The organism is Vreelandella sp. F11, assembly GCF_042466685.1.
Classification (GTDB): domain Bacteria; phylum Pseudomonadota; class Gammaproteobacteria; order Pseudomonadales; family Halomonadaceae; genus Vreelandella.
This window is the reverse complement of record NZ_CP170448.1, coordinates 1341840-1356169: the sequence shown is the minus strand read 5'-3', so window position 1 is coordinate 1356169 and position 14330 is coordinate 1341840. Positions and strand designations below refer to the sequence as shown.

General features: G+C 57.3%; 15 protein-coding genes. 3 read left to right on the top strand and 12 right to left on the bottom strand.

Annotated elements, in window-relative coordinates; all coding sequences use genetic code 11:
* Positions 1–13: 13 nt before the first annotated feature.
* From xylB to ACFIOZ_RS06095, 10 genes are all read right to left on the bottom strand, one after another.
* Positions 14–1501: a xylulokinase gene (gene xylB / locus ACFIOZ_RS06140; RefSeq protein ID WP_386082811.1), complete on the bottom strand. Its 1488-nt coding sequence runs from the start codon at positions 1499–1501 to the stop codon at positions 14–16.
* Positions 1501–3006, bottom strand: coding sequence for a mannitol dehydrogenase family protein (locus ACFIOZ_RS06135; RefSeq protein WP_386082810.1), 1506 nt, complete (start codon positions 3004–3006; stop codon positions 1501–1503). The genes xylB and ACFIOZ_RS06135 overlap by 1 nt, the downstream gene beginning before the upstream one ends.
* Before the next feature lie 96 nt (positions 3007–3102).
* Positions 3103–3723, bottom strand: a complete 621-nt coding sequence (locus ACFIOZ_RS06130; RefSeq protein ID WP_386082809.1) for a nucleoside/nucleotide kinase family protein — start codon at positions 3721–3723, stop codon at positions 3103–3105.
* A 7-nt stretch (positions 3724–3730) separates the two neighbouring features.
* Positions 3731–4516: an L-iditol 2-dehydrogenase gene (locus ACFIOZ_RS06125; protein ID WP_386082808.1), complete on the bottom strand. Its 786-nt coding sequence runs from the start codon at positions 4514–4516 to the stop codon at positions 3731–3733.
* A 57-nt stretch (positions 4517–4573) separates the two neighbouring features.
* Positions 4574–5245: an HAD family hydrolase gene (locus ACFIOZ_RS06120; protein WP_386082807.1), complete on the bottom strand. Its 672-nt coding sequence runs from the start codon at positions 5243–5245 to the stop codon at positions 4574–4576.
* Positions 5242–6393 (bottom strand): ABC transporter ATP-binding protein, encoded by a 1152-nt coding sequence (locus ACFIOZ_RS06115; RefSeq protein ID WP_386082806.1) that lies wholly within the window; start codon positions 6391–6393, stop codon positions 5242–5244. Before ACFIOZ_RS06115 ends, ACFIOZ_RS06120 begins: the two co-directional genes overlap by 4 nt.
* A gap of 12 nt (positions 6394–6405) precedes the next feature.
* The gene (locus tag ACFIOZ_RS06110) at positions 6406–7272 is read right to left on the bottom strand and encodes a carbohydrate ABC transporter permease (RefSeq protein ID WP_386082804.1); all 867 of its coding nucleotides are present in this window, start codon (positions 7270–7272) and stop codon (positions 6406–6408) included.
* Positions 7273–7301: 29 nt separating this feature from the next.
* Positions 7302–8192: a carbohydrate ABC transporter permease gene (locus ACFIOZ_RS06105; protein WP_386082803.1), complete on the bottom strand. Its 891-nt coding sequence runs from the start codon at positions 8190–8192 to the stop codon at positions 7302–7304.
* A gap of 108 nt (positions 8193–8300) precedes the next feature.
* Entirely contained in the window at positions 8301–9623 is a 1323-nt protein-coding gene (locus ACFIOZ_RS06100) for an ABC transporter substrate-binding protein (protein ID WP_386082801.1), read from the bottom strand.
* A 159-nt stretch (positions 9624–9782) separates the two neighbouring features.
* Positions 9783–10733 (bottom strand): sugar-binding transcriptional regulator, encoded by a 951-nt coding sequence (locus ACFIOZ_RS06095; RefSeq protein WP_386082800.1) that lies wholly within the window; start codon positions 10731–10733, stop codon positions 9783–9785.
* 142 nt (positions 10734–10875) lie between these two features.
* Here ACFIOZ_RS06095 and ACFIOZ_RS06090 point away from each other — a divergent pair, with 142 nt between their 5' ends.
* Positions 10876–11187: an NGG1p interacting factor NIF3 gene (locus ACFIOZ_RS06090; RefSeq protein ID WP_386082799.1), complete on the top strand. Its 312-nt coding sequence runs from the start codon at positions 10876–10878 to the stop codon at positions 11185–11187.
* A 15-nt stretch (positions 11188–11202) separates the two neighbouring features.
* On the opposite strand, the gene ACFIOZ_RS06085 is transcribed toward ACFIOZ_RS06090, so the two are convergent.
* Positions 11203–11760, bottom strand: coding sequence for an NUDIX hydrolase (locus ACFIOZ_RS06085; protein ID WP_386082798.1), 558 nt, complete (start codon positions 11758–11760; stop codon positions 11203–11205).
* 94 nt (positions 11761–11854) lie between these two features.
* Between ACFIOZ_RS06085 and ACFIOZ_RS06080 the strand changes: the two genes are divergently transcribed.
* Both ACFIOZ_RS06080 and ACFIOZ_RS06075 read left to right on the top strand, forming a co-directional pair.
* Entirely contained in the window at positions 11855–12526 is a 672-nt protein-coding gene (locus tag ACFIOZ_RS06080; protein ID WP_386082797.1) for a CoA pyrophosphatase, read from the top strand.
* On the top strand, positions 12523–13191 hold the full coding sequence (locus ACFIOZ_RS06075) for a 2OG-Fe(II) oxygenase (RefSeq protein WP_386082796.1): 669 nt from the start codon (positions 12523–12525) through the stop codon (positions 13189–13191). Before ACFIOZ_RS06080 ends, ACFIOZ_RS06075 begins: the two co-directional genes overlap by 4 nt.
* Positions 13192–13212: 21 nt before the next feature.
* Here ACFIOZ_RS06075 and ACFIOZ_RS06070 read toward each other — a convergent pair whose 3' ends face one another.
* The gene (locus tag ACFIOZ_RS06070) at positions 13213–14169 is read right to left on the bottom strand and encodes a L,D-transpeptidase family protein (RefSeq protein WP_386082795.1); all 957 of its coding nucleotides are present in this window, start codon (positions 14167–14169) and stop codon (positions 13213–13215) included.
* Positions 14170–14330 lie beyond the last annotated feature (161 nt).

Here is a 14330-nt window from a genome sequence, read left to right as displayed (position 1 = left end):
CCTTGGTATGCGTTTAAGCGCCGCCATGGCGTTGTTCAAGTTCTGCGCAGTAGCGCCTATAAATGGGTTGGTAAGCAGCCACTCGCCCTGGATGGGGGTCAGCCAGTGACTGGGCATCCAGGTGGACCAGTTTTTCACACAGCGCTTCCAGGGTGACGCCCTCTGAACGCTGGTCGCACCAGGCCGCCTGTATCGCCGCACCTAACGCGGCCGCGTCGGTAATCTCAGGACAAATTACCTGGGTGCCGGTAATGTCAGCAACCATCTGCCGCCACACGGGGCTGTTGGCACCGCCACCGATCAAACGGATCTGGCTGGCCCCGGCGGTTAAATCGCCCAACAACTCCAGCCCATAGCGTAGCCCGAAAGTGGCCCCCTCCACCACGGCCCGGCATAAATTAGCCTGGGTGGTGTTTAAGCTGGTCAGGCCAAGAAAGTCCGCCGAGGCGTCGGGCAGCATCGGCACCCGTTCGCCGTTAAAAAATGGCAGCACGGTGACGCCTTCAGCGCCTATGGGCGCGCTGGCCACTCGCTCGCCAAAAGCGGCCAGATCCAATCCAAACAGCTCACGCACCCGTGTAGTCGCCGAGGTGACATTCATGGTGCAGATCAGCGGCAGCCAGCCACCGGTACTGGAACAGAAGTTGGCCACCATGGCGCTATCGCACTCAACAGAAGTCGCCGAGTAGGCGCAGACGGTGCCGGAAGTGCCCAAACTGAGCGTGATCAATCCTGGGGTGATATTGCCTGTACCAATGGCACCCAGCATATTATCACCGCCGCCAGAGGAGACGACTACCTGATCGCCGAGCCCCAGTTCCCGGGCCACGGCTGGGCACACGACGCCTACCGGCTCATGGGCTGCCAGCACACGGGGGAGCACCCTTTCGGGGTCTAACTCTGGGGCTATCTGTGCAAATACGTCTAGCTGCCAGCAGCGTTTGCGGGTGTCAAAGTAGCCGGTGCCGGAGGCGTCACCCGCCTCGGTAACGCGCTCGCCCGTCAGCCAGAAATTGAGGTAGTCGTGGGGCAGCAGCAGACTCTCGATACGCCGATACGCCTCCGGCTGATGCTCACGCAGCCAGGCAACTTTAGAGGCTGTGTAGCCGGTTTGCAGCACTAGCCCCAGCTTCTCCAAACAACCCGCCTCGCCCCCCAATCGAGCCACTAAATCGGCATTCTGGGCACTGGTCTCGGTATCGCACCATAGCTTGGCGGGGTAGACCGGCACACCGTTGCCATCCAACGCCACCATGCCGTGCTGCTGGCCAGAAACACCCATGCCGCGCACTTGGCTCGCCGATACAGCGGCTTTGTCCAACGCGGCAAAAAACGCCGCTTTCAATGCGGCTAACCACTCCACAGGCGCCTGTTCACGGCGGCCATTTTCGCCCTCTTCCAAGCGGTGAGGACGGCTTGCTTCGGCGAGAATTTTTCCTCGCTCAACGTCGACCACGACTACTTTGGTACTCTGGGTACCGCAATCCACCCCGATATACATCACACTGTTCCTTCGGACGATGCCAGACCCTCTAGGGTAGCCCGTGCGCCACGTTCGTGCAGGGAACTTAGCGCGGCTAAATAGGCTTCAACAAAGCGTGGGCTGTCGATTAAGTCGCCAAACAGCTCGCGATTTTCGATAAAGGCCGTGGGCCGCGAGCGATTTTCGGCAGCAATGGCCATTAATGGTGCCTTCAAACGATCCACAATCTCTATGGGTTCGCCCTGCTCGTCCACCCCTTCAGCGTAGCGCGCCCAGCTGGCCACTACCGTGGCGCTGCGCTCTATCTCACCGCCCTGGGCCAACTGCTGGCGAATCACCGGTACCAGCCATTTGGGAATCCGGTCGGAGCTTTCAGCGCAGAGCCGTGCCAGAGTATCTTTGATTTGCGGGTTGGCGAAGCGCTCCATCAGCGTTAAACGGTAGGTTTCGAGATCAACACCTGGCACCGGTGCCAGAGTGGGCGTGCCCTCTTCACGCATATAGCCCAGCAAAAAATCGACGAATAGTGGATCCTGACACACTTCATGGGCGTAGCGGTAACCGGCTAAATAGCCCAAATAGGTCAATGCCTGGTGGCTGGCGTTAAGCAGGCGCAGCTTCATGAGTTCATAGGGTTCGACGTCTTCCACCACTTGAACCCCTACTTTATCAAGCGCCGGGCGACCAAGGGGAAAGTGATCCTCCAATACCCACTGGGTGAAGGGCTCACAGACCACCGGCCAAGCATCTTCAACGCCAAAGCGCTGGGCAAGCTCATCAATATCCGTGGGCGACGTAACCGGGGTAATGCGATCTACCATGGCGTTGGGGAATGCCACCTCTGCTTCCAGCCAAGTACCTAATTCTGCATCCCGCGCCTGGGCATAGGCGCCGAACATGCGTTTGGCCACGTCGCCGTTGCCTTGAATATTATCGCAAGACATCACGGTAAAGGGCGCAATGTCGCGGGCACGGCGGCGGGCAAGCGCCTCCACCACTAGCCCGAAGCTGGTAGTAGGCTGAGTAGGGTTGGCAAGATCACCACGCACCTGGGGGTTATCGAGATCGAATTCGCCACTTACCGGGTGAAAATTGTAACCACCTTCGGTCACCGTCAATGACACAATACGAATCACTGGGTCAGCCATCTGCTCGATCACCGCCTCGGTCTCTTCCGGTGCGAATAGATAATTGACCATACTGCCAATGACCCGTGGCTCATACTGGCCATCAGGGTGCTTAACCACCAGCGTGTAGAGATAATCCTGAGCTGCCAGTGCCTGCTGCATGCGCTTGTCGCCTGGCATCACGCCTACACCCACAATGCCCCAGTCCAACGCTTCGCCCTGATTCATCAGCGTATCCAGGTACATCGCCTGGTGGGCACGATGAAAGCCGCCTACTCCAATATGTACGATGCCGGGGGTGAGCGTCTTACGGTCATATTGAGGTTTAGCAACGTAATTAGGTTTAGCAACATCGTCGGTTAGCTTGCCCAGGTTGTGATTGTTAAGTCGGGTCATGGGACTCTCCAGCCAAGGCCTACTTGGCGCGATGGGGTGAATAAAGGTAGGTAAAGATAGATAAAAGGTGCGGTTTAAGTGTGCTAACACAAAGTACTAGCGCCAGCGCTGGTCGGGCGGTAAACAGCAACTCTTTACTAACTGCGCGTTGAGCATGTCTTTGTGGTGGGTGCGCTCAAGCGCCCCGGTGCGATCTTGGCCCATCTCAAGCCAGCGGCTGACCAGACGCTCAACCAGCACGACATCGTCGACGTCTATAAACAGCGTCCAATCAAACAGCGGGCGCAGTTCGCGCCAGGGAGAGCGGTCAAGCAACAGGTAGTTACCCTCAACAATGACAATGCGCTGTTCAAGAGTAATCAGGCGCCCACCGGCACGGGCGAGATCCAGCGGACGATCAAATACCGGCACCGCTACCGGGTGAATAGCCTGGCGGATACGCTCAAGGTCGCAGCGCAATCCCTCCACATCGAAGGTATGGGGCGCACCTTTGACGGGCACCTGCTGCTCGCCCAGCACAGCGTTATCGAAGTGGTAGCCGTCCATGGGCACCAGCCCCGCCTGGCCTGGCAGGTGTTGATTAATAGCAGCGCAGAGCTGGGCGCTGCGGTAGGATTTTCCCGCCCCTGGTGGCCCTGCCAGCGCCACCAGGTAGCGTGATGCGCCTTCAGCGGCGCCAATAATCTGCCGGGCTAACGTATCTAGATCAGGGCTCATGACCACCTCAGCTCATCCAGTTGCCGCCATCGACATTGAGCGTCTGAGCGACCACATAGTCGCTGTCCTGGCTGGCCAAAAACACCGCCGCGCCAGTATGATCTTCGGGCAACCCCATACGCCCAAACGGCACTGCCTCTCCCACCAAACGTTTCTTCTCACCCAGCGGACGGTTTTCAAAACGGGCAAACAGCGCGTCGACCTCCTCCCACATCGGCGTATCCACCACGCCGGGGGCAATGCCATTAACGTTGATGCGGTGCTTGATCAGATCCAACCCACTGGATTGGGTAAGGCTTATTACTGCGGCTTTACTGGCACAGTAAACGCTTACCAATGCTTCACCGCGGCGACCTGCCTGGGAAGCCATATTGATAATTTTGCCCCCCTGGCCGCGGGCCACCATGGAACGGGCAACCGCCTGCAGGGTAAAGAACATGCCTTTGGTATTGACCGCAAACTGCTTGTCGAAGCTCGCCTCGGTCACCTCAAGCACCGGCGCCATATCAAAGACCGCAGCGTTATTGACCAGAATATCGATGCCACCAAAGCGCTTGTTGACTGCCTCTACCATGGCATCTATCGAGGCCTGAACGCAGACATTGAGCTCAACCCCCATCACCTTTTCACCATCCGCCTGCTGCTGCAGTGTCGCCACTGCATCATCAATGGCAAGGCGGTCAATATCCGCCACCACAACGCTTGCGCCTTCGCTTAAATAGCGCTGGGCAATGGCCAGGCCGATGCCCCGCGCGCCGCCGGTAATCACCGCGACTTTGTTGTTTAGCTTCATCTTTATGCTCTCATTTCTTGCTGCGCCGTTATTGCCGGAACCCCTTTATTAAGTGATCTATTGACCACTGGCTTGCCACTCATCCACCAACGCTTCCAGGCCATGCATATGCGCTAAAATGCGCCAAGCGCCAGCTTGGGTCAGCCGCGCCGACTGCTCTGCATCCACATGGCTGGCACCAACGAACCCAATCACACACATACCCGCGGCATGGGCGGCGGTCACCCCGGCCACGCTATCCTCTACCACCAGGCAGTCCCGTGGTACTTGGCCTAAGTGAGAGGCCGCCAAGCGATAGAGCGCAGGGTCGGGTTTGGGATTAGCCACCTGGTCAGCGGTAAAAATAGGCACCTCGCCAAACGCCTCGGCCAATCCCGTGCTCGCCAGTGAAGCCAGCACGCGGCTGCGGCGGCTGTTGGAGACCACCGCCTTCTCCAATGTGATGCCACGAACCGCCTTGTCAGCTCCCTCTATGGCTTTAAGCTCTCGCGCCAGACGCGCCTCAATGGCGGTATCCACCTGTTCGGTGGCATCCACAGGCAGGGCGTGGGCACTTAATGCTTCGAGATGAGCGAGAATCGCCGCCGTGGTCATCCCTAGCGCCTGGCCCAGTTCCTGATCGATATTCAGATCGGGCAGCCAGTGGGAGAGGTACTCCACCAGAGTGCCTTCGGCAAGGGCTTCGCTATCGACCAGCACGCCATCGCAGTCAAAGATGAGTGTCCTCATGCAGGCTCCTCAGAAGGCGAGCCGGGGGCACGGTTATCGTGGCGGGTCAGACCCGCCAGAGGGTGCTGCTGCAAGCTGGGCAGGGCCAGGCCGCTAGCCTCAAAAAGATGGGCACGCTCAGGGGCAAAGCCGAAATGCACCGTATCGTTGACCCGGTAAGCCACGTCGCCATCGGCCATGATAGTGATGAGTTCGTCGTCCATCTGGACATAGAGTGAGGTCTGGCCGCCTAGCCGCTCCAGCACTTTGATCTCTCCGCTCAGGGGCCCCTGCTCCTCGAGCACTAAGTGTTCCGGGCGAACACCCAGCTCCAGGGGGGCGTTGGCCTCCAGGTGCTGACCGTCCACCGGCACGCTGCGTTCACCGCCACCGGGCATCCGAATCCCCACGCCTTCAGGCGAAACGCTGGTCAGCGTTACCGGCAGAAAATTCATTTTCGGCGAGCCGATAAAACCCGCTACAAAGCGATTACGCGGATGATGATAGAGCGCCATGGGCGAGCCCACCTGCTCGACCACACCGTCGTGGAGGACAACGATTTTATCCGCCATGGTCATCGCTTCGATCTGATCGTGGGTGACGTAGATCATGGTGGCGTCCAGCTCATCGTGCAGGCGCGCCAGCTCGATACGCATCTGAACCCGCAGCGCAGCATCCAAGTTGGAGAGCGGCTCATCAAACAGGAAGATACTGGGGTTACGTACAATCGCCCGGCCAATCGCTACCCGTTGGCGCTGACCGCCGGAGAGCGCTTTGGGCTTGCGATCCAACAGTGGCTCCAGCTGCAGAATCTTGGCCGCTTCCAGCACTTTGGCCCGTCGCTCCTCTTTGGGCACCCCCGCCAAGCGCATGCTGAACCCCATGTTGTCCTCTACCGTCATGTGCGGATAGAGCGCGTAGCTCTGAAACACCATGGCGAGGCCGCGATCGGCTGGGCCTACGTCATTGATGCGCTGGCCGTCGATCAGAATATCGCCGTCGGAGGCGCTCTCCAGTCCGGCGATCATGCGCATTAGGGTCGATTTACCGCAGCCGGAAGGCCCCACGAAGACCACAAATTCGCGGTCATTCACCTCAAGGTCGATGCCCTTGATCACCTCGGTATCGCCGAAACGCTTGGTAATATTGTGCAGTTGTAGTGTTGCCATGAGGAAGATCCTTTACTTGACGGCACCAAAGGTGAGGCCGCGCACCATTTGTTTTTGGGTCATCCAACCAAGTATCAAAATCGGCGCAATCGCCATGGTGGAAGCGGCGGACAATTTGGCCCAGAACAGCCCCTCAGGGCTTGAGAATGAGGCAATATAGGCGGTTAACGGCGCAGCATTTGAGGTCGTTAGGTTGAGACTCCAGAACGCCTCGTTCCAACTCAAAATGACCGATAGCAGGCCCGTTGAGGCGATCCCCGGCAGCGTGAGTGGCAGCAACAGAAAGCACACTTCCTGCAGTGTCGAAGCACCGTCCATCCGCCCCGCTTCAAGAATGTCTTTAGGCATATCCTTAAAGAAGGTGTAGAGCATCCACACCACGATCGGCAGGTTCATCAGCGTATAGACAATGATTAGGCCGGTGCGGGTATCGAGTAGCCCAACGTCGCGAAAAATCAGGTAAATCGGCACCAGCACACCTACCGAGGGCAACATTTTGGTAGAGAGCATCCACAGCAACGTGCCCTTGGTGCGTTTAGTCGGCAAAAAAGCCATGGCATAGGCTGAAGGAATCGCAATCAACAGTGCGAAGAACGTCGAACCAAACGCCACCACTACGCTGTTAAGTGCAAATCGGGTATAGCCCGAACGTGCCTGTACCGCCTGGTAGCTCTCCAAGGTAGGGGAAAAAATCAGCGTGGGGTCAGCAATCGCCGCCGATTCCGTTTTAAAACCGGTCAGGATCATCCAAAAGATCGGAAAGAAGATCACCAGCGCCACCGACCAACCCAAGAGCGTTAGCAAGAGGCGCTTGCTTTGCGCTGACCGCCACCGCGACACAGAGTGAGGCGCGGCGGTTTTGGAATTTAATGTTGTCATCAAAGTACTCCCAGGACACAAGTGCCGGTCTACTCTTCCAGGTTTTTGGCTACCATTCGAACCAGGAAGATCGCCACGATATTGGCGAGAATGATCGCGATCACCCCACCGGCGGAGGCAGTGCCCACGTCAAAATCCAGCAGCGCACGAATGTAAATCAGGTAGGCCAGATTGGTCGTGGCCAAGCCAGGCCCACCGGAGGTGGTGACAAAAATCTCGGCAAAGATGGTCAGCAGGAAGATCATCTCAATCATGATGACCACGCTAATGGCTCGTTTTAGGTGCGGCAGCGTAATAAAGAAGAAAATCGCCACCGGCCCTGCCCCGTCCATTCTGGCGGCCTCCACTTGATCCTCATCCAGCGACTGCATGGAGGTGAGCAGAATCAGCAGTGCAAACGGCAGCCACTGCCAAGCCACGATGATCACAATCGAGGTCAGCGGCAGCGAGGAAAACCAGTCGACGGCGGGCAACCCGATGGACTCAGCCAGCCACGCCAGCACCCCATTCGAGGGGTGCATCATCATGTTCTTCCACACCAGAGCACTCACGGTGGGCATTACAAAAAACGGTGAGATCGCCAGTACACGGGCGATCCCGCGTCCTGCGAACTCTTGCTGGAAGAGCACCGCTAGCAGGGTGCCGCCCACCACGGTAATCGCCAGCACCCACCCCACCAGCAGCAGCGTGTTACCCATCGCTGCCCACAGCGCTGGGTCGGTGAGCAGGTATTCATAGTTTTCCAACCCGGCAAAGCCGGTCATACCGGGCATGAGCAGGTTGTAATACTGAAAAGAGAACCATAGCGTCATGCCTAACGGCACAATCATCCATAGCAGCAGTAGCGTCACGGCCGGCGCTTGGAGCGACAGCGTTCTCAGCCCACCGACGGTACGGCCGGAAGCACGTGTTTTAGTCATGGGGTTACCTGCGAAGTACGAGGCTGTTTACAAAAAACTGCTCGAAAACATCGATAAAACACCTGCCTCCGCTGTAGTAAACAAGGGGAAGGCAGGCGTCATTCTCTTTTATCGTTCGATGTAGCCAGCCCGCTGCATGGTGCGTTCGGTGGCACGCTGAGCACTCTCTAGCGCCTGCTCCACCGTGGTATCACCGGTTAACGCCGCGGCAATGGTTTGCCCCACCTGGGTACCGATCGACTGAAACTCGGGAATACCGACGAACTGAACACCCACGTAAGGGTTGGGCTCCAGGGTAGAGTCCGTGGGATCGGCGTCCTTAATGGCCTTTAGCACGAAGTCAGCAAAGGGCGCGGCTTCGGTGTACTGCTCATTGGCGTAGGTCGATTCCCGGGTGCCTGGTGGCACACTGGTCCAGCCTTGGGTTTCACCGACCAGCTCAATGTATTCCTGGGAAGTTGCCCAGGTAATAAACTCAAGCGCCGCGTCCTGGTTCTCTGAAGAAGCCGGGATGGCTAACGCCCAGGACCACAACCAATGGGAGCCCTTAGGTGTTTCGGCCACGGGTGCCGGGGCAAACCCTAGGCTGTCCGCCACATCGGATTCATTGCCGTCATACAGTTTGCCAGCTGCAGAGGTGGCATCCACCCACATGGCGCAGTTGCCTCGGGAGAATAGCGCCAGATTTTCGTTAAAGCCGTTGGAGCTAGCCCCCGGCGGGCCGTAGTCGTTGAGCAAATCGACATAAAATTGAATAGCGTTCACCCAGGCTTCAGAGTTGAGTTCAGGGTTCCACTCTTCGTCAAACCAGCGGCCACCGTAGGTGTTCACCAGCGTGGAGACAAACGCCATGTTTTCGCCCCAGCCAGGCTTGCCACGTAAACAGATTCCAGCCAAGCCATCCTGAGTGCCATGTAGCTCACCCGCCCACTCGCGCACCTCTTCCCAGGTGGGTTGCTCGCTCATCTCAATGCCCGCTTCTTCGAATAGATCCGTGCGGTAGTACATCATTGAGCTTTCAGCATAAAACGGCAGTGCGTGGAGCGTATCGTCGTAGCTTAAACCATCGCGAACGGAGGCTAGCAGGTCGTCTTCATTGTAGTCGTCGGGCAGATTATCCAGCGGTGAAAGCCAGCCGCGCTCAGCCCAAATAGGCACTTCGTAAGTACCGATGGTCATGACATCGAACTGGGCACCACCGGTGGCAATATCGGTGGTCATGCGTTGACGAAGCACGTTCTCCTCCAGCACCACCCAGTCCAGGGTGATGTCGGGATGTGCCTCTTCGAAAGCCTCGGTGAGGCTCTGCATAATCACCATATCGTTGTTATTAACCGTGGCCACGGTAATTTCAGTTTGCGCCTGGGCTTGGCCCGACATGGCAATGGCGGCCGCTAGCGCGGTGACAGGCAAGTGACGTGCGAGTCGCATAAAGCACTCCTTTGGGCTGGTATTGGCATTGTTGTCGCCTTGATCTTATTGATCAACTATCGAACAAATGATCGTACGTAAGCAAAAAAAAAGCAAAGCCGATTAGCTTAGACTTTACGCTAATTCATAACCTCTAATGCATGTTGCGGTGCACAGAACCTATAGCGACTCAACAATCTGTCGGGCGGCCACTTCGTCAGTCACCAACCCTTTCAGCCAGTTGCCGCGCAGCGCGGCGTGTATCGCCGGGGCTTTTTCGTGGCCACCCGCGATGGCTACCATGTGGTGTTTACCAAAACGCTCCAGTGGAAGACTGGTGACTCGCCGTGTAATGGAGCAGTCAATCACCTCGCCGTCTCGGTTCAGCGGCCAACCAAGCAATTCCCCCACTGCTTTCAGTCCCAGTAATTCGTCCAGCTCGCTTTCACTAATAAAGTGGTCTTGAAACAGCGTTGCCTGACGATCAATACGCCCGATACCGATAAAGGCGGCCTCTGACTCTCTGGCCACATCAGCAATCGCCTTAAACAGCCGCTGGGCAAGCATCGCCTCTTTTTCAGCCAGCGACTCGGCGACCACGGGTGCCGGCAGCAAGAAGCGTTCGCCACCGGTTTTATCCGCCATCACCATCACCGCATCGTAGCGGTTGGCCGAGCCATCCCGGGCGACATTGCCCACCAGCGACACAAAACGGTGCTGGGGCCGTTCGACACGGCTAAGCGCTTCTACCGCTGCCCGCACCGAACGTCCGGTGCCCAGCGAAAGCGTCAACGGTTCGCTGCGCTCAACCAGTTGCGCTATGCGCTCGGCGGCCGCAACCGCCAAGTAGGAGGCGGCGCTGTCGGCGGCATGGCTATCAGCGGGCACCACTTCACAGTAGGTCAAACCGAAGTGATCACGCAGTGTGCTGCCCAGCGCCATACAGTGAGAGATCGGATGATCGATATGGACTTTTACCAGCCCCTCCTGGCGGGCCAAGGCTAATAAACGCTGAACGCCGGGGCGTGAAACCCCCAACTGGCTGGCGATCTCATCCTGAGTCATTCCACCGACGTAGGACATCCAGGCAGCCCTGGCGGCCTGATCCAACTTTACTTCAAATTTATCCATGAGGCGGCTCGTCTAACAGTCATAGGGGAAACGTCATAAAAATATCATCATACAAAGCCAAGCCCGAGACCAATAGTCACCTATCCGCTAAGATAGCCACCGTTTAGCGTTTTCCAATGAACCGATCATTTGGAGATACACCATGTATAAGCTCGCTTTTTTTGTCCCCATAGAAGATGCCGAAAGCGTCAAGCAGGCGGTGTTTGAGGCCGGTGCAGGGCGTGTAGGCGCCTACGAAAACGTCTGTTTCCAAACCCGCGGTACGGGCCAGTTTCGCCCAACGGAGGGCGCCCACCCGCATATCGGCTCGGTGGGCAGTCTGGAAAAGGTCGAAGAGTTCAAAGTCGAGCTGCTATGCGATGAAGCGCATATTCACGGCGCTATTGCGGCCTTGAAACTTGCCCATCCCTACGAAGAGGTCGCTTATGATGTGTGGCAGCTCGCCGACCTATAATCAAACCTTTTAGTGTTAAGCGCTACCAAAGTAACGTTCACGATCTTCAGGCGTTACCATGCTGATATGCAGCGGGAACTCGTTGTGAGGGCGGTCGGCGTAATAGTGTTTGAGCGTACGCTCGATGGTGGTGAAAGCCAGCTCATCCCAAGGGATTTCATGCTCCTCGAATAGCGCGACTTCCAGGCTTTCTGGACCGGCGCTGAAACTACCGACTAACTCAGCGCGAAAAATCATATAGACCTGGTTGATATGCGGCAGGTCAATGAGCGTGTAGAGGTTGGCCAGTTCGACCTCGGCGCAAGCCTCTTCCCGGGTCTCTCTGGAAGCAGCCTGCTGGGTCGATTCGGCGTTTTCCATGTAGCCAGCGGGCAGCGTCCAATACCCCTTACGGGGTGAAATCGCCCGTTTACAGAGCAGCACTTTACTACCACTAACGGGCAGAGTACCGGCCACGATGCGCGGATTCTGATAGTGTATCGTGCCGCAGGCATCGCACAGGTAGCGCGGACGGTCATCCCCTTCCGGGACGGCAAAACGTACTTTAGCACCACACTGGCTACAGAAATTCATCGCATATTCTCAACGGCTAGTGAATAGAAGTCTCGACGCGCTTGACGCCAACGACCGCTGCTGGGTAAAAGAGAACAAAGTAATGGGATGCCCCATGTTAGAGAAACTGCGTAAACAGCTGCAACAGCTGACTCCTCAACGCTTGGATCACATCGTGATGCCCGAGGCCGCCGTCCTGCTGCCCATTGTCGAACGCCCAGCACCTACTTTACTGTTTACCCGCCGCGCCAGCCATTTGAGCACCCATAGCGGCCAGGTGGCGTTCCCGGGAGGTAAGCGCGAACCCTTTGACGCTGACCTCTACGCTACGGCGCTTCGCGAGGCAGAAGAGGAGATTGCCCTTGACCCCGGCCTGGTGCAACCCCTGGGGCGGCTGTCGGACGTTATTTCGCTTCACGGCATTCGCGTCACCCCCTGGGTGGGCATTATTCCGCCGGATCTACCCTTGGTTGCCGACCCCGGCGAATTAGACGCCATTTTTGAAGTACCGCTGAGCCACTTTCTAGACGACCACCGTACTCATACCGATGTGATTACCGTGGATGGGGTGGCCCACTACGTGCCCAGCTACCACGTAGACGGCCATGTTATCTGGGGGCTTTCGGCCATGATGCTGGTGGAACTGCTGGCTGAAGGTTTTGGTATGCCGATCGACCTATATCAACGCCCCCACGGGCCTTTGCGCCACTACCCTGAACGCAAAAGCCGTCTCTCAAACTCCACCACGACCGTTTCGGGCTCGGCGCCATCGAGATCCAACCAATGACACCCAATGTTGCTACACCGTCACCTGCGCTCCAGCCTGCAACGCAGAACACCCTGGTAGATGCGCTGGTTGAACAGGGCTGGTATGTGGGCCGCGAGGCCATCGACCTGGAACTATGCGCAGCGCTGAACCAAGAGTTACTGCACCGGGCGGCTTATAACGGTTTGGATGAAGCGGGTATTGGCCGTGGTCAACAGCATCTACTGCGTAAAGATATCCGTGGCGACGCTATTCACTGGCTGGATCGCGAGAGCGCTGCCCAACGGCGTTACTTAGACGCCATGAGCGAGCTACGGCAGGCACTTAACCACGCGCTGTTTTTAGGCCTGTTTGAGTACGAGGCTCACTTTGCCCACTACCCCCCCGGCGCCTTCTATCAGCGACACTTGGATAGCTTTCGCGGTCGCGCCAACCGGGTCATCTCAACGGTTGGCTATCTGACCCCCAACTGGCCAAGCGATGGCGGCGGTGAAATGGTGATTTATCATCCTGACGACCCCAGCCAGGAAGTCGCCCGGGTCATCCCCGAAGCAGGCACTTTCGCCTGTTTTCTCTCTGAAACCATTCCCCACGAAGTACTGCCAACCCGCCACCCGCGCACCAGCATAGCCGGCTGGTTTCGGCGCAATGCGTCGCTGGGTGGCGTGCTTGATCCTGCACGTTAGGGTTTTAAGCGCTACAACAGCCTAGCTAAGCGGAACAATTTGCCCGTTGGCCCGCTCCAGCACTTCGCGCACCTGCTCATAATTGGCGCTATGCGTGTTACCGCCCTCGTGCTGTTCAATAAGCCCGACCACGTTTAACAGCGTATCCATGCCATAAGCGTTTTCATCCGTGGCGGTAAACGCTTGGATGTAGCCTTTACCGCTGGTATCCCAGCCTACTTTGATCGGCGAATCGATAATATTGACTTGCGTGCCGACTGGCACCCGCCAAAAAACCGACTCAATATCTTCAGGGTGCATGCGGATACAGCCACGGCTAGCGCGCATGCCAATGCCATCAGGCTGATTGGTGCCATGGATCAGGTAACCGGGAATATCCAGCAGAATAGCGTACTTACCTAAGGGGTTATCGGCGCCGGGAGGCACAACCGCGGGGGCGGGATCACCACGCTCAGCAGCTTCACGACGAATCGACTCAGGTGGGTACCAGGCTGGATTTTCAAGGCGCATGGTCGTCTCGGTAATCCCCAGCGGCGTATTATAGGCGTCACGCCCAATACCAATAGGATAAGTCTCCACCCGCGGCGCTTCTCCGGCCTCGACATCGGGGTAGTAGTAGAGGCGCAACTCCGCCACATTGATGACGATGCCTGTTCGCTCCTCATCGGGAAGGATAAACTGCCCGGGGATGGTGACCTCTGTCCCTTCTCCCGGAACCCAGAGGCTAACATCAGGATTAGCCATACGAATTTCTTCATAGCCCACATTGTGTATGCGGGCAATATCCAGCAGCGTGTCGTCTTCGTTCGCCGTGACGGTATACACTTGGCCAACCATATTGCCCACTTCAGGCAGCAGAAAATGCCCTTTGGGTAGCTCGCTGTTTTCGGCTGTCGCGCTTGAGGCAAAAAGCCATGCGCCTAAGGCAATACTGCTGACGCAGAGCTGCTTGATAGTCTGCAAAGGGTGGGGATTCATGGTCAGGGGGTTCTCCTTTTTATGCGACCTCACTTTTATCAAACAGAGGATACAAGTGAGCCATTTGGAGACGAATATGACCACTGATCGAGGGCGGGTCAACTCGACAGACTGTCGCACGAAGGCGCGCGTGTGGGGCAATGGCAAAAAATAGAAGCGTC

What these genes read in the sequence shown, in the direction of transcription:
- ACFIOZ_RS06095 (WP_386082800.1), bottom strand. Translation starts at nt 10,733, where the DNA reads ATGGATAAATTTGAAGTAAAGTTGGATCAGGCCGCCAGGGCTGCCTGG.
- ACFIOZ_RS06130 (WP_386082809.1), bottom strand. Translation starts at nt 3,723, where the DNA reads ATGAGCCCTGATCTAGATACGTTAGCCCGGCAGATTATTGGCGCCGCT.
- ACFIOZ_RS06125 (WP_386082808.1), bottom strand. Translation starts at nt 4,516, where the DNA reads ATGAAGCTAAACAACAAAGTCGCGGTGATTACCGGCGGCGCGCGGGGC.
- ACFIOZ_RS06110 (WP_386082804.1), bottom strand. Translation starts at nt 7,272, where the DNA reads ATGACAACATTAAATTCCAAAACCGCCGCGCCTCACTCTGTGTCGCGG.
- ACFIOZ_RS06090 (WP_386082799.1), top strand. Translation starts at nt 10,876, where the DNA reads ATGTATAAGCTCGCTTTTTTTGTCCCCATAGAAGATGCCGAAAGCGTC.
- ACFIOZ_RS06085 (WP_386082798.1), bottom strand. Translation starts at nt 11,760, where the DNA reads ATGAATTTCTGTAGCCAGTGTGGTGCTAAAGTACGTTTTGCCGTCCCG.
- ACFIOZ_RS06070 (WP_386082795.1), bottom strand. Translation starts at nt 14,169, where the DNA reads ATGAATCCCCACCCTTTGCAGACTATCAAGCAGCTCTGCGTCAGCAGT.
- ACFIOZ_RS06120 (WP_386082807.1), bottom strand. Translation starts at nt 5,245, where the DNA reads ATGAGGACACTCATCTTTGACTGCGATGGCGTGCTGGTCGATAGCGAA.
- ACFIOZ_RS06115 (WP_386082806.1), bottom strand. Translation starts at nt 6,393, where the DNA reads ATGGCAACACTACAACTGCACAATATTACCAAGCGTTTCGGCGATACC.
- ACFIOZ_RS06135 (WP_386082810.1), bottom strand. Translation starts at nt 3,006, where the DNA reads ATGACCCGACTTAACAATCACAACCTGGGCAAGCTAACCGACGATGTT.
- ACFIOZ_RS06105 (WP_386082803.1), bottom strand. Translation starts at nt 8,192, where the DNA reads ATGACTAAAACACGTGCTTCCGGCCGTACCGTCGGTGGGCTGAGAACG.
- ACFIOZ_RS06075 (WP_386082796.1), top strand. Translation starts at nt 12,523, where the DNA reads ATGACACCCAATGTTGCTACACCGTCACCTGCGCTCCAGCCTGCAACG.
- xylB (WP_386082811.1), bottom strand. Translation starts at nt 1,501, where the DNA reads ATGTATATCGGGGTGGATTGCGGTACCCAGAGTACCAAAGTAGTCGTG.
- ACFIOZ_RS06080 (WP_386082797.1), top strand. Translation starts at nt 11,855, where the DNA reads ATGTTAGAGAAACTGCGTAAACAGCTGCAACAGCTGACTCCTCAACGC.
- ACFIOZ_RS06100 (WP_386082801.1), bottom strand. Translation starts at nt 9,623, where the DNA reads ATGCGACTCGCACGTCACTTGCCTGTCACCGCGCTAGCGGCCGCCATT.